Annotated in this window: 10 protein-coding genes; 7 read left to right on the top strand and 3 right to left on the bottom strand. The window is 74.3% G+C overall.

The window, feature by feature from the left end; translation table 11 throughout:
• Positions 1-4: 4 nt before the first annotated feature.
• A complete protein-coding gene (locus BSZ37_RS11235) occupies positions 5-778 on the top strand; it encodes a hypothetical protein (RefSeq protein WP_143537631.1) in 774 nt (257 codons plus the stop codon).
• 4 nt (positions 779-782) lie between these two features.
• On the top strand, positions 783-2,582 hold the full coding sequence (locus BSZ37_RS11230) for a hypothetical protein (protein WP_095510638.1): 1,800 nt from the start codon (positions 783-785) through the stop codon (positions 2,580-2,582).
• 1 nt (position 2,583) lies between these two features.
• On the opposite strand, the gene BSZ37_RS11225 is transcribed toward BSZ37_RS11230, so the two are convergent.
• Positions 2,584-3,507 carry a PfkB family carbohydrate kinase gene (locus BSZ37_RS11225; protein ID WP_095510637.1) on the bottom strand — a complete coding sequence of 308 codons (924 nt, stop codon included), beginning with the start codon at positions 3,505-3,507 and terminating at the stop codon, positions 2,584-2,586.
• 98 nt (positions 3,508-3,605) lie between these two features.
• Positions 3,606-4,268, bottom strand: coding sequence for a hypothetical protein (locus tag BSZ37_RS11220; RefSeq protein ID WP_095510636.1), 663 nt, complete (start codon positions 4,266-4,268; stop codon positions 3,606-3,608).
• A 137-nt stretch (positions 4,269-4,405) separates the two neighbouring features.
• Here BSZ37_RS11220 and BSZ37_RS11215 point away from each other — a divergent pair, with 137 nt between their 5' ends.
• The 5 genes from BSZ37_RS11215 to BSZ37_RS11195 are packed head-to-tail and all read left to right on the top strand — an operon-like array spanning position 4,406 to position 12,205.
• Positions 4,406-7,180: a tetratricopeptide repeat protein gene (locus tag BSZ37_RS11215; protein WP_095510635.1), complete on the top strand. Its 2,775-nt coding sequence runs from the start codon at positions 4,406-4,408 to the stop codon at positions 7,178-7,180.
• 3 nt (positions 7,181-7,183) lie between these two features.
• Positions 7,184-8,770 (top strand): hypothetical protein, encoded by a 1,587-nt coding sequence (locus BSZ37_RS11210; protein WP_095510634.1) that lies wholly within the window; start codon positions 7,184-7,186, stop codon positions 8,768-8,770.
• Between the two features lie 37 nt (positions 8,771-8,807).
• The gene (locus BSZ37_RS11205) at positions 8,808-11,036 is read left to right on the top strand and encodes an SPOR domain-containing protein (protein WP_095510633.1); all 2,229 of its coding nucleotides are present in this window, start codon (positions 8,808-8,810) and stop codon (positions 11,034-11,036) included.
• Between the two features lie 30 nt (positions 11,037-11,066).
• On the top strand, positions 11,067-11,789 hold the full coding sequence (locus BSZ37_RS11200) for a MotA/TolQ/ExbB proton channel family protein (RefSeq protein ID WP_218830475.1): 723 nt from the start codon (positions 11,067-11,069) through the stop codon (positions 11,787-11,789).
• Positions 11,790-11,791: 2 nt separating this feature from the next.
• Entirely contained in the window at positions 11,792-12,205 is a 414-nt protein-coding gene (locus BSZ37_RS11195; protein WP_095510632.1) for an ExbD/TolR family protein, read from the top strand.
• A gap of 28 nt (positions 12,206-12,233) precedes the next feature.
• Here the strand turns inward: BSZ37_RS11195 and BSZ37_RS11190 are convergent, their stop codons facing one another.
• Positions 12,234-13,805: a YifB family Mg chelatase-like AAA ATPase gene (locus BSZ37_RS11190; protein ID WP_095510631.1), complete on the bottom strand. Its 1,572-nt coding sequence runs from the start codon at positions 13,803-13,805 to the stop codon at positions 12,234-12,236.
• Positions 13,806-14,039: the final 234 nt, after the last annotated feature.

The following is a 14,039-nucleotide window of genomic DNA, read 5'->3' as shown; positions in this document are numbered from 1 at the left end:
CCCCGTGACCGACGACGCCGAGGAGGCGCCCGCACGGCCGTTCGAAATCGAGCTCCCGACCGTCGAGCGGATCGACGGCGCCATCCCGATCCCGGACCGGGCCCTGGGGGCCCTCGCGCCCGATTCCGACGACACGCCGGGCCCTGCCGAGGCGGCCGAGTCCGGCCCCGAGGCGGGGACGCCCGCTCCCCCTCCGTCCCGTTCGAGGCGGGCTCCGCTGCCTCCGCTTCCGAGCTGGGGGATCGCCCTGGTCGGCGGGCTCTCGCTCGTGTGCCTCGCCCTGACCGCGGCCCTCGCGATCGCCGCCACCGACCGGCCGCGGGTTGAGGCCGCGCCCGCGCCGGCCGATACCGACGAGACCGCGCCGGCCGGGGCCGACGCGCCGGCCCCGGTGCCCCCGCCGACCGCCCCCGCCACACCCGCCGACTTCTCCGCTGAGCCCGCCCCGATCCCCGTCGACCTCCTCACGCGGCTCGAAAGCGCCAGCGATGAGCCGCTCGACGTCGAGCTGTCGCGCCTGCTCGACGCGATCCACCACGGGTTCGGCCGCCGGAGCGCCCAGCTCGAGCCGACCCTCCGCTCGTACGTCTACCGCATGGCGAGCCGGTTCGAGTGGAACCCCGACACGTTCCGCGTCGCCGTGACCGCCCCCGACCCCGACCTCGCCTCCGCCCGTGCGGTTCTCCTGGAGCACCTCTTCGAAGATGCCGTCGCCGCCGGCCGCCTCGACGTGGGCGTAGGCGTCGGTCCGCACGCCCTGACTCTCGTCACCGAGTAGCCCGATGCTGTACCTCATCATCGCCCTGGCCATCGTCGCCGGCTCCGCCATCGTCGGCCTCACCGGCGCCTATTTCATCCGCGCCAAGCGGACGGAAGAGGCCAAGCCGCCCCCCAACATCGCGTCGGCCGCCGCACCGAAGCCGGTCGCGGAGGAGGTCGAGAGCCTCGGTCAGCAGATCGAGAAGGCGATGTCCGACCACCGCCTGCAGGGCGAGACGCAGCGCCAACTCCTGGCGCAGAAGCTCGACTCGGTCCGCAGCTCGGTGGAAACCCAGCGGCATCAGGTCGAGGGCCTCCGCAACGAGTTCCGCCACGAGTCGAAGCGGCGGGACCACGAGATCGAACAGATCCGGACCCAGATCGGGACGATCCAGCAGACCGTCGGGATCACGGCCGGCACGCCCCCGCCCGCCGCCCTCCCCCCGGCTTCGGATCCCCTCGCGCAGCCGGAGCCTCAGGCCGAGCCGGATACCCACCCCGACCCTCCGCCCGAGACCACGCCGCCCGAGGAATTTCAGACAGCTTTCCTGGCGTTCACTCCGGACGCCCCCGCTCCTCAGCCCGAGGAGACGGAGTTCTTCGAGGCAGAGGCCGCGCCGTTCGAAGAGTTCACCTTCGCGGAGGCCTTCACGGAGCCCGAGCCGGACGTCGACCCCGAGCCCGCTGCGGAGGGCGAGACCCCGAGCGACGTGCCCGTGTTCACCGAGGAGTTCTCGTTCGCAGAGCCCGCGACCGTTGAGGCCGCCGCCGACGAAGGCCCAGCGTTCGAGGACGCGTCCTTCGACGCGCCCTCCTTCGAGGAGACGACGTTCGACGGACACGCGTCCGAGGAGCCGCCGACGTTCGAGGACGCGACGTTCGAGGACGCCTTCTTTGACGAGTCGACGTTCGAGGACGCGACGTTCGAAGACGCGACGTTCGGGGACGACTCTTCCAACGAGGAGCCCCCGCGCGCCGAGCCGCAGAGGTCAGCGGATCCGTTCGACGAGCCCACGCTCATCGACATCGAGGCGCCCGCGCCCGCCGAGGACGAGCCGGACGACCCCTTCGCGACGGCGCCGCTCTACGACGAGCCGGCCGGCGGCGACAGCGCAGCCCCGGGCGACGTCTTCGAGACGTGGTCGCCCGCCCCCCCGACGCCGTCGACGCCGGAGCCCCCCGCCGTCGAGGCCGAGGCCTCCCCCCAGGCGCCCGTGCCGGCGCCGGAGCCCGAGAGCTACCGTGAGGAGGACACGGCGTGGATCGCCCGCCCCTCCGCCCCCGACGTGGCCACGCCCGTGATGGCGTCGCCGGACGACTTCATCACGTTCCCGCCCGCGCCGCCGAGCACGCCGGTCCCAACGGAGACGCCTGAGCCCGAGCCCGAGGCGGACGGCCTGGTCGACCTCGATGCGCTCACGGGCGCTCCCGAGACCTCGAAGGACCCGATCGCGATGCCTGACGCGGCGTCGGACGCCCCTGAGATCGTAGCGCCGACTCCTGCCCCGGGGCCCATCGCGATGCCGGCCCCGGCACCCGGGCCCAGCGAGACCCCAGAGCCCGCCGCCGACACGGCGCCGGCGCCTGAGGCCCCCAACGGCGCCGAGGACCTCACCGTCATCACGACGATCGACGAGGACGTCCAGCGGCTGCTCTACGACGCCGGCGTCCTCACGCTCGAAGAGATCGCCCAGTGGGGCCGCGGTGACGCCCGGCGCATCGGCAGCCAGATCCAGGTGTCCGAGGACACCATCATGAACCAGTGGGTCTTCGAGGCCCAGGCGGCCCTGTTCCAGCGGTACTCGCAGCAGGTCGGCGCGTAGCCTACGCCGCGACGATGGTCGGGACGGCCGAGAGGCGCCGGAACGCGTCGATCCGCTCGTCCAGTTCCTCGGCGGTCACGCTGAGGAGCCGGTCGGGCCCGAAGGCCTCGACCACGAACGACGCCAGCGCGCTGCCCACGACGACGGCCTGGCGCATGGCCTCGGCGTCGGTGCTGCCGAGGCGGGCGAGGTGGCCCGCGAAGCCGCCCAGGAACGTGTCGCCCGCGCCCGTCGGGTCGACGACGTCCTCGAGCGGGTAGGCCGGTGCCGAGAACACGTCGTCGCCGCAGAAGAGGAGAGCCCCGTGCTCGCCTTTCTTGATGATGACGGTGCCCGGCCCCATCTCTCGCACGGCTCGCGCGGCGCGGACGAGATTCGGTTGGCCCGAGAGCTGGCGAGCCTCCTCGTCGTTGATCACGAGGACGTCGACGCGGCGGAGCGTCTCGGCGAGCGCGTCCGGCGTGTTCTCAATCCAGAAGTTCATCGTGTCGGCCACAACGAGGCCTCGGCCGTCCGTCTGGTCGATGACGGAAGACTGGACGGTCGGGTCGAGGTTGCCGAGGCAGACGATCCCGGGCGTGCGGTAGCTGGCGGGCAGGTCCGGCTCGAACGTCGCGAGCACGTTGAGGTGCGTCGCGAGCGTGTCGCGCGTGTTGAGGTCGTAGTGGTAGCGGCCGGCCCAGAAGAACGTCTCGCCATCGGGGTCGCGGACGAGCCCCTCGACGTCGACGCCCCGCGACGAGAGCGCCTCGACGTGGCTGTCGGGGAAGTCGCGGCCGACGACGGCGTTGAGCAGGACGGGCGCGTCGACGACGCGGGCGGCGAGGCTCGCGTAGGTCGCCGAGCCGCCAAGGATCCGCTCGGCGCGGCCGAACGGCGTCTCGACGGTGTCGAAGGCGACGGTTCCGACGACGAGGATGCTCATGGGTCTGGGGCAGTGCGCCGAAGGGTACGCGCAAACACGACGACCGGGGCGCCCCGCGCGGGGACGCCCCGGTCAAGACCTTCAGGAATCGGCGCCCGTTAGCTCCGGACCTTGCCGACCCAGTCGTCGAGCTTGGACGCGAGGACGCCGGTCACGGCCACCTTGGCCGCGTCGGCGATCGTCTCGGCGAGGTCCTTCGACTTCTCGTAGCCCACCTCGGCGGCGTCGCCGGCCTTGTCGGCGGCCTCCTTGAGCGCGTCGGCGGCCTTGTGGAGGCTGACCTGGAGCGAGTCGCCGGCGTCGCTGGCGAAGGCCGAGGCCTCCTTGGAGTAGACCTTCCCCTTCTTCTTTGCCTCCTTCGAGTAGACCTCGCCGCGCTTCTTGGCCTCCTTGGCGATCTGGCGCGCGCGCTTCTCGACACGGTCGGCTAGCGAGGGCGGCTCGGGCTCGGGGAGCAGTGCCATCACCAGGCGCCCGGCGAGGAGGCCGATCCCCGCGGCGCCGAGGATGGCGAGGCCGGGGTGTTCCTCGACCCACGCCTTGGCGACCGCGATGGGGTCCTCGTCGGCGTAGTCGTCCGGCATCTCGTAGTCGGCCGGGAGCGGGGGCGGGATCGTGTCGGCGGCGGGGGCCGTGGCCTGGGCGACCGGCTCGACGGAGGCGTCGGGGACGGAGGGGGTCGGGTCGGGGACGCCGGGCGTGGGCTCGGTGGCGTCGTCGGCCGGAGCGTCGGGGTCGGTCGTCTTGGTGTCGTCGGCCATGGGAACGAGGGGCGGAAGAAAGAAGGGATGCCGGTGAGGGACAGGTACGATCCGGCTCCCCCCCTTTGTTTCTCCGTTTTCGGACAAGGCCGCCCGACTCCGTAGATTGCCCCATTCGCCGGACGCCGTCCCCCCACATGCCCCGGTCTCTCTCTGCGCGCCGCACGCCGGCGCGCCTCCGCCTCGTTGCGGCCCTCGGGTTCGCCTTCGCCGCCGGTCTCGCCGGCTCGGCCCCCGACGCCGTGGCGCAGACCCCGGGCGTCACCGACGCCCGCCCCGACCGGTCGGAGGAGGCCTTCGAGGCCGCGAAGCTCCTGTACGACGGCGGCCAGTTCGGAGCCGCGGAGCGCGCGTTCGGTCGGTTCCTCGACGCGTACCCGCGCCACCCGCGTGCGCCGGAGGCCCTGTTCTACCGCGCCGAGTCCGCGCTGGCGACGGACGACGCAGAAGCGGCGGCGGCCCTCTTCGCCCGGTTCGAAGCGCGGTATCCGAACCACCCGTTCGCGTCGCGCGCCCGGCTCGCCCTCGGCCGGTATTACTACGACCGCGGCGACGACGCCCGCGCGGAGGACGCCCTCGCCGCGGCGGCCGACGCGCCCGGCCCGGAGGCCTCGCGTGCCGAGGCGGCCTACCTCCTCGGGCTCGTCCACCGCCGCCAATCACGTCCCGACGCCGCCGCGGCCGCCTTCGAGCGCGCCTCGACCGCCGACACCCCGACGGCCCCACGTGCCCTCTACGCCCTCGGCACGGTCCGCGTGGACCAGGGGGACTGGAGCCGAGCCGCCTCGGCGTTCGGCCGACTTCAGGAGCGCTACCCGGTGTCTCCGGAGAATGACCGAGCCGGGCTCGGGCTGGCCGAGTCACTCCTCCGCGCCGGCCGCTACCCCGAGGGCGCCGCCGAGGCCGACCGCCGCCGCCTGACGCTGACCGGTGAGGACGCCGCCCGCGGCGCGCTCCTAGCCGGCGAGACGTGGCTCCGCCTCGGCGACCCGCGGGCGACGACGTCGCTCGACGCCGTCCCGGCCGACAGCCGCTACGCGCGCCGCGCCGCGCTCGCTCAGGGGCGCGCCGCCTCCGCGCGAAGCGAGTGGGCACAGGCCGTCGACTGGTTCCGGATCGCCCGCGCGGGCGTCTCCAACCCGGCGGAGGACGGTGCCGTGGCGCACGAAGCGGCCTATTACGAAGGCATCGCCCTCAAGCGGTTAGGCCAGCTCGGCGACGCCGAGGCCCGATGGACGCAGGCCGCCGAGCGCCGTCCGGGCGGGGCGTACGCCGATCCCGCGCTGTTGGAACTCGGTCTCCTCCGCTACGAGCGCCGTCAGTACGACGCCGCGGCCCAGGCCTTCGACCGACTCCTCCGGCAGAGCCCGCGCGGTCCGTACGCTGGCGAGGCCGCCCGGATGCTCGGCGAGGCCTACGCCGCGTCCGGCCAGACAAGACGCGCGCGCGAGGCCTTCGCCCAGGCCGAGGACCTGGGCACGGCCACGGCCGAGACACGCGCCGAGGTCGCCTTCCAGGACGCCTACGCGCTCTTCCTCAACGGGCAGTACGAGCCGGCGGTCGCGGCCCTCGTCGCCGTGAACCGGGCCGACCCGACGGGCCCCCGGGCCGGAGAGGCCCTCTTCTGGGCCGGCGAGGCCGCGTTCCAGGCCCGCGACTACGCGCGCTCCGAGTCGATCCTCCGCGAGCTCCTCGAGCGCTACCCCGGCCACGCCCGCGCCGACGCCGCCCGCTACGTCATCGCGTGGACGCTCTACCAGCGCGGCCAGACGGCCGAGGCCGCCGACGCCTTCGAGCGGTTCCTCTCGGCGTACACGCGCTCCGGCGAGCTCGTCCCCTACTACGCCGACGCCCTCCTCCGCCTCGGCGACCTCTACACGGTCCTCGGCCGGTACGAGGACGCCCGCCTCGTCTACGGCCGCGTGGCCGCCGCCACGCCCGACCGGCAGGGCGGCGACTACGCCCTCTTCCAGACAGCCCAGGTGCTGGGACGCGAGGGCCGCACGGACGAGGCCCTGAGCACCTACACCCGACTCCTCCGCGAGTACCCAGAGTCGGAGCGGTACGCGCTGGCGCTCCTCGAGCAGGGCGCGCTGTACGCGGCACGCGGGCAGGACAGCCTCGCCATCGGCGCCTACGAACGCGTGCTGAACGAGCGGCCGCAGCGCGGCGCGGCGGCCCTCCTCGGCATCGGCGACGTGCTGTTGAACCAGGGCCGCTACCAGCTGGCGGAGGCCGCCTACCGCCGCGTGTTCGAGCGCTACCCGACGAGCCCGCTCACCGTCGACGCCTTTGGCGGCGTGGCCGACGCGCTCGCGGCGCAGGGCCGCGAGGACGAGGTCGACCGGGCATTCGCCGAGGTGGACAGCCGCCTGCGAGGGGTCGAGGAACGAACCCGTCTCCGGTACGCCCGCGCCCAGCTCGCGCTGACGTCGGGCGAGGACTCGCTCGCCGTCGCGCTCTTGGAAGAGGTCCTCGCCGGTCCGCCTCCCGCCGATCTCGAGCAGGAAGCGCTCCTCGCGCTCGGCGGCGCCTACGCCGCGACGGCCCGGCCCGACGCCGCCGCCCGGGTGTTCCGGCGCCTCCTCACGCGCTACCCCGACTCGCCCTTCGCGGCAGACGCCACGCTCCGCCTCGCCCAGTCCCTCCTCGCCACCGGCGATGCTGAGGGCGCCCGGTCCGCCGCCGCCCGTCTCCGCGCGAGCGGGGCCAGTGACCCGGAGCGCGTCGCCGATGCCTACGCGCTCGAGGCGCTCGCGCTGCAGGACCTCGGCCGGACCCCCGAAGCTGACGCCATCCTCCGCGAGCTCATCGCGCGCTACCCGTCCACGGCCGCCGGCGAGGCCGCCCTCCGTGACCGCCCCAACCTCGCCCCCGCGCCCCCCGCCGTCGACGGCGACCAGGCCCCGTAACCCATGCGTGCCCTCCTCTCCGCTGCGGTCCTCCTCCTGCCCGCCCTCGCGTGGGCCCAGCCCGACGACCGCTCGCAGCTCCCGAGCCTCACGCCGGCCGTGTTCGAGAGCCGCGGGACCGTCGCCGTGACGCTCCCCGTCGTCGAGCGCCAGCCGCTTTCGGGGTTCGGCCCCCTCCCCCGCCGCTACGTCGTGCCGGCCGAGCGGGAGCCGGTGGCGCTTCCGTTCGTCCCGGACCTCGACGCGCTGCCGGCGCTCGCGCTGGCGCCTCCGCCGGAGCCGCCCGCGACGAACCTGGAGATCTACCGTCTCCGCGCCGAGGCGGGGGCGGGTGCCTACGTCGCCCGCTATGGCCGCCTCGACCTGTCCGGCTCCGGGGCCGCCGGCGAGTTCTTCGTCGACGCCGACTACGACGGGGTTGGCGAGACCGTCGGGCGGGTCGACTTCGACCGCGTCGCCGTCGAGGCGGGCGGGCGGTCGTTCGGGACCGGGCGCGTCCACATCACGGCCCACGGGCTCCTCGACGCGTACTCGACCCCGGGCGTCGGCTTCGGCGAGCGCCGGCTCCGGCAGGGCGCCGGGGCCGAGGCCGGCGTCGAGGGCGTCGGCGCGGTGCCGTTCGCGCTGACGGTCGGGTTCGAGCAGGGGCGGCTGACGCGGACCGACGACTCGGAGGAGACGTCGGAGGGCCGGCTCGACGCCTCCGGCCGCCTCGGGCTGTTCGCGGACAAGGTCGCCGTCGACGCCGCCGGCGGCATCGCGGGCGCCGGCACCGTCGGCACGGACGTTCAGTATGGGGCCGCCGGGCTGGCGCTGACGCTCGTCGAGCGCGAGGGCTTCCGGTTCTCGGTCGGCGCGCGCGCGCTCGCCTACGACGCCTCGGCCTCGGTAGGCGGTGGCGACGCGCAGAGCGTCGGCCCCATTCTCGACCTCCAAGTGCCGTTCGGGGCGACGACGGTCGCGTTCGCGACCAACGACCCGCACGTGGGCGTCCGGTCTCTGATGGACCTCACGGAGGAGAACCGGTACGTCGCCGAGAACCCGCTCGTCGTCCCCGACATCGTCCCGATCGACGCGCGGGCCGGGCTCGAGCTGCGCCCCGGCCCGCTGCGTGCCCGCGTCTACGGTCACGCCATGGTCGCGCCGACGTACCTCGCGTTCGAGCAGTTCGGCGCCGCGTTCGAGCCGGTCTACCTCGACGCCCAGGCCTTCGGGCTCGGCGCCGACCTCGCCGTGACGCACGCCTCGGGGGTGTCCGCCTCGGCGGGCCTCGAGATCCGCGACGGGCGGTCCGACGAGGGCGAGATTCCGTTCTTCGCTCCGCTCGTCGGCCACGTCGGGGTGCAGGTCCCGTTCCCTGGCGGGCGCGTGGGGCTGGCGGCGCACGCCGAGAGCGCCCGCCCGATCGACCGGATCGACTCGGACGAGGCGCCGGCGTACGGCCGGCTCTCACTGGACGCCCGCTACAACGTGTACGGGCCGCTGGCCGTCGTCCTCCGCGGCGAACGGTTCTTGGGCGAGCGCCAGCGCTGGCCGGACTTCCCCGAGCCCCCGTTCACGGTCCTGGCCGGCCTCCGCCTCGCACGTTGACCGCCCTACCTTCCCGACGCACCCGCCGCCCGACCCCGTGACCCCTCTCGACGCCGTCGCCGCCGCCATCCGAGAGCGCCTGCTGGAGGGGCAGCCCGCCCCCCTGCCCGGCCTCGGCACGCTCGTGCGCAAGCACGTCGCCGCGCGCGTCGAGGAGCGAGCCGACGGGACGCGCGTGATGCTCCCGCCTGGTGAGACCATCGGCCTCGACCCCGAGGCCAAGGGGGCCGACTCGCTCGCGCTCCCGTTCGCCCGGCTCCTGGCGATTTCGCCGGACGTCGCCGATCAGTCGTACTCCAACGCCATGGACCAACTCGAGGCCCTGCTCGCGGCCACGGGCGAGGTCCGCCTTCCGGGCGTCGGCCTCTTGCGGCGGACGAGCAGCGGCGTCGTCCTCGGCGTCGAGGCCGAACTGCTGGCCGCGGTCAACCGGACGTACGAGGGGCTGGCGCCGGTGCCGGCCCGGCCCTCGTCCGAGCCGACGATCCGGACGCACCACGTGCCCGGCGGCGGGTCGTCGGCCGATTCGGCCCGCCCGGGGCCACCGCCCGCTGCACCCGAGTCGCCCCCTCCCTCGCCGGCGTCTCGAGCGACCGAGCCGAGCGTCCCGGACGTCGGCACGCCTGAGCCGCCCCGTCCCTCCGCCACGCCGCCGCCGCCCGAGCCGCCGGCTCCCGAACCGGAGCCAGAGCGGCGCACCGCGCCCCCTGAGGAGCCAGAGGCGGCTCGCCCGTCGGACCTCGACGGTCCCCTGCGGGATCTCTCGTCGGAAGGGCCGACCGACCCGTTCCGTCCGCCGCTCGAGGCGGACACGGAGCCGGACCTGCCCGCTGGATGGACGCCGCCCGTGATCGAGGTCGTTCCGCCGTCGGACGTCGAAGACGACCCATCGCTCGCCATGTCGGCCGCCCCCGAACCTTCGGACTCTGCAGACGGGCCGACGCCGGACGAGCCGCCCGCCGCGCCGGACGAGCCGGGCCCCGTGACCGATCCGATGACCACGGACGAGGTGGGCGCCGACGACGACGCCACGCCTCCCGAACCGTCGTCGTCGGAGGAGAGCACGCCCGATGCGTTCGCCGCCGAGGCCGCGACGGACGACGTGCCACTCGCGGCTCCGTTCGGCGAGCCCGGCGACCCGACGCCCGCCGAGGTCTTCCCCCCGACGCCGCCGGACCGCGAGCCCCCCCCGGCGTCGCCCGCCTCGGCGCCCGCCTCGGCGCCCGCCTCGGACGCCGACTGGGGCGACGAGACCTGGACCGCCCCCGCCATCGGAAGCCGCGGGCTCGACGACCCCGACGTCTCGCTCTCCGACGCCGATGTGCTCGACGCCCTCATCGAGGACGCCGACTTCGACGTGGTGGACCTCTCTGACCCCCCTTCCCGCGTCTCCGACCCGCTTCCCCCCACGCCCGAGGCGGAGCCCCCGGCGACGCCCGACCTCACGTTCCCGACGTTCGAGGACGAACCGGAGACCTCCCCAACGCCGGGCCCGACCCGACCTCCCGTCGCGCCCCCGGTCGCCGCCCTTTCCAACGAAGCCGAAGAGCCGGCTCCCACGAAGCGGCGCTGGGGCCTGTGGGTCGCTCTCCTGCTTCTGCTCCTGCTGATCGCCGCGGCCGTCGCCCTCTTCTGGCCCGACATCGCCCCCCGCCTCCGAGGACTCTCCGACCCGGGGGAGACGATGACGGCCAGCGCGGCCGCCGACGTGACGCCGGCCCCCTTCCCCGCGGAGCCCCTCGCCGCCCCCGACAGCCTCCCGAGGTTCGGCGAGGCCAACGTCGTAACGCCTCCGACTGGTGACGGCGCTCCGGTCGCAACTGACGGCGGGCCCGCAGCGACGGGCGTCGCGACCGGAGCGCCGGCCTCAGCGTCGCGGCCAGGCCGGAGGGACGACGACACACCGGCGCCCCGCACCGGCCTCGGCCGGTCGCCCGCCCCCGGCGTCGCCCTTCTCCCGCCCCGCCTGAACGGGCTCAGCGACGCGGACGTCCGCGCGCTCACGGCGCTCGACCAGCCCATCGACCCCGCCGCCGAGGCGTGGACGCTGGTCGTCCTCTCGACGTCGTCGCGCGAGGAGGCCGAGGCGCTCCGCCAACGGTACCGCCGCGCGGGCTACCGGACGGCCGTCCTCGTCTCGCGCAGCGGCAACTTCCGCGTCGCCGTCGGCCAGTTCGGCACGCGTGACGACGCGATCCGCCTCCGCGACCGGATCCCTCCCCAGGCGCCCGGCGACACCTGGCTCCTCGACCTCCAGACTCTCTAGTCCCCCCTGCCCGCCGCCCCGCGGCTGCCCATGCTCGCCCTCCAAACCGCCCCGGTCGACTCGCTCGCGGCCGACACGCTGGCCGCCGCTGCCCCGCCCCCGGATCCCACGTTCATGGAGTCGCTCCGCGGAGGGCTGGAGCTCCTCTTCCTCGGGGGCTGGTCGATGATCCCCATCGTGCTCCTCTCGGTCCTGATGGTGGCCGTCGTGTGGGAGCGGATCCGGGCGCTCCGCCGCGCCAAGGGCGACCCCGACACGCTCACGCGCAACGTCTCGGACTACGTCCAGGCCGGCGACGTCCACGGGGCGATGGCGTACTGCCGCGAGCGGAACACGCCGGCCTCGCGGATCCTCCAGCGCGGCCTGGAGCGCCTCGGGCGGCCCATCGGCGAGATCAAGGAGGCCGTGCAGGAAGCCGGCCGCCGCGAGACGTTCGACCTCGAGAAGCGGATGGACCTCCTCGCTTCGATCGCCGCCATCGCCCCGATGCTTGGCTTCCTCGGGACGGTCACGGGGATGATCGGCGCGTTCCGCCAGATCCAGCGCTACGAGGGGCTCGTCAACCCGTCCCTGCTCGCGGGCGGCATCTGGGAGGCGCTCGTGACGACGGCCGCCGGTCTCGCCGTCGGCCTCGTCGCGCTGTTCGCGTACAACCTCCTCATCGGGCGGATCGCGCGACTCGTCAACGGGCTCGAGCGCGTCTCGTCCGACTTTATCGACTTCCTCCAGACCCCGGCCGACCGCCGCCGCTAGCGATGGCCACCTTCGACTTCTCGACGGGCCGCAAGGCGCTCACGGCGTTCAGCCTCGCCTCGCTGACGGACATCGTCCTGCTGCTCCTCATCTTCTTCCTGCTCACGTCGTCGTTCGTGACGCAGAACGGGCTCCGCGTTCAGCTGCCGGACGTGGCCGCGGCGGCTCCGCTGGAGCAGGTCTACGTAGCCGTGACGATCGACGAGGACGGTCTGTTCTACGTCGACGACCGCCAGGTCGCGCGCGACAGCCTCACGCTGGCCATCGCGGCCGTCCGCGAGGGCAAGACGGCCCTCGCCGTCTACGCCGACCGCGAGGCGACGATCGACGGGCTGGCGGCCGTGGCCTCGGCCGCCTCGGCCCTCGACATGCGCGTCTCGATCGCGACCGAGGCCGCCATCGCGCCGGCCGAGTAGGTCCGCCTCGCCGCCGAGGTGGATGGCGTCAACCCCCGACGCCCCACCCGGCGCGATCGAGCGATCGGTACTGGATGGCCTCGGCGACGTGCTCCGGCCCTACGTCGCCCGCCTCGGCGAGGTCGGCGACGGTGCGGGCCACCTTCAGGATCCGATCGTGGGCGCGGGCGCTCAGGCCAAGCCGCGTCAGCGCCGACTTCAGCAGGCCCTGGCCCGCCGCGTCGAGGCGGCACCACCGGCGGACCTCAGGGGCGGTCAACTGGGCGTTGCAGTACCGCCCCTGGAGGCCATCGAATCGGGCTGCCTGCCGCTCCCGCGCGGCCACGACCCGGCGGCGGACGGCCGCACTCGGCTCCGCATCTTCCCGTCGGCTGAGCGCCTCGAACGGGACCGGCGTGACCTCAACGTGGAGGTCGATCCGGTCGAGCAGCGGGCCGCTGACCTTGGCGAGGTAGCGCTGGACCTGGCCCGGGGCACAGACGCACGCCCGCGTGGGGTCCCCCGCGTGCCCGCACGGGCATGGGTTCATCGAGGCCACGAGCATGAACCGGGCCGGGTACCGGACGGTCGCCCGTGCCCGAGCGATCGTGACCTCCCCCTCCTCAAGGGGCTGCCGGAGCACCTCCAGCACGGGGCGGTCGAACTCGGGGAGCTCGTCGAGGAACAGGACGCCGTTGTGGGCGAGGGAGATCTCGCCGGGCATCGGGTTCGACCCGCCCCCGACCAGGCCGGCGTTTGAGATGGTGTGGTGGGGCGACCGGAACGGTCGCGCCGCCACGAGCCCGTGCCCGGCCGCCCCGTTCAGCCGGCCACCCACGCTGAGGATCTTCGTCGTCTCCAGCGCTTCGGCCGGCGTCAGTGGCGGAAGGATCGTCGGGAGCCGCCGCGCGAGCATGGTCTTTCCCGACCCCGGCGGGCCGACCATCAGCGCGTTGTGGCCGCCGGCCGCGGCGACCTCGAGGGCCCGCTTGACGAGCCCCTGCCCACGAACGTCGGCGAAGTCGGGTCCGCCCGTGGGTCCGTCGGGTGTCGTGAGGCGGCGCGGTGCCTCCGGCGTCCCCCGGCCGTCCTCCTCGACGAGGAAGTCGAACGCCTCGCGGAGCGTGGCCACGGGGTACACCTCGAGGCCCTCGACGACGGCCGCCTCGGCCGCGTTCTCGGGCGGGACGAGCATGCCGCGCCGGCCGTCGGCCCGGGCGCCGGCCGCCATCGGGAGAACGCCCCGCACCGGTCGGACCGCCCCGTCGAGGCCGAGCTCCCCGACGATGACGACCTCGTCGAGCACGTCCTGAGAGATCAGCCCGTCGCCGATCGCCGCCAGCAGGCCGAGCGCGAGCGGGAGGTCGTATGCCGAGCCTTCTTTCCTGACATCGGCCGGGGCGAGGTTGACCGTCACGGCCCCGCGCGGCGTCGGAAGCCCGGACGTCTTGAGCGCGGCCCACACCCGGTCCCGGCTCTCGCGGACGGCCCCGTCGGGCAGCCCGACGACGGTCCACCGCGGGATGTTGGGCTCGGTGTGGGTCTCGATCTCGATGGGCAGCGCGTCGACGCCGAGGACGGCGCTGCTCCAGACGCGGGACAGCCGGGACAGGGGCGGCATGGGTTGCGAGGGGGAAAGCTCTGTAGACCCAACAGCGTCCGCCATCTAACTCGCCGGCCGGACGCAGTGCACCCGTCTCCCCAACACACAACGGCGATCCGATCCTCCGCTCTATACTCCGCCCTCTCTGCGCCCCCCGTCGTCGCCAGATGCGCCTTCTGATTTACGGACGCCCCTACCTGCTCACACGCAACTCACGATCGGGCGTCGGAGACGAAGGAGCGGCCTGCCGTC

Source organism: Rubrivirga marina, assembly GCF_002283365.1.
In the GTDB taxonomy this organism is placed as follows: domain Bacteria; phylum Bacteroidota; class Rhodothermia; order Rhodothermales; family Rubricoccaceae; genus Rubrivirga; species Rubrivirga marina.
The sequence above is the reverse complement of the archived record's forward strand: the minus strand, read 5'-3'. Positions and strand labels throughout refer to the sequence as shown.

Coding starts and splice junctions, on each gene's coding strand:
- BSZ37_RS11230 (WP_095510638.1), top strand. CDS start 783: ATGCTGTACCTCATCATCGCCCTGGCCATCGTCGCCGGCTCCGCCATC.
- BSZ37_RS11225 (WP_095510637.1), bottom strand. CDS start 3,507: ATGAGCATCCTCGTCGTCGGAACCGTCGCCTTCGACACCGTCGAGACG.
- BSZ37_RS11220 (WP_095510636.1), bottom strand. CDS start 4,268: ATGGCCGACGACACCAAGACGACCGACCCCGACGCTCCGGCCGACGAC.
- BSZ37_RS11215 (WP_095510635.1), top strand. CDS start 4,406: ATGCCCCGGTCTCTCTCTGCGCGCCGCACGCCGGCGCGCCTCCGCCTC.
- BSZ37_RS11210 (WP_095510634.1), top strand. CDS start 7,184: ATGCGTGCCCTCCTCTCCGCTGCGGTCCTCCTCCTGCCCGCCCTCGCG.
- BSZ37_RS11200 (WP_218830475.1), top strand. CDS start 11,067: ATGCTCGCCCTCCAAACCGCCCCGGTCGACTCGCTCGCGGCCGACACG.
- BSZ37_RS11195 (WP_095510632.1), top strand. CDS start 11,792: ATGGCCACCTTCGACTTCTCGACGGGCCGCAAGGCGCTCACGGCGTTC.
- BSZ37_RS11190 (WP_095510631.1), bottom strand. CDS start 13,805: ATGCCGCCCCTGTCCCGGCTGTCCCGCGTCTGGAGCAGCGCCGTCCTC.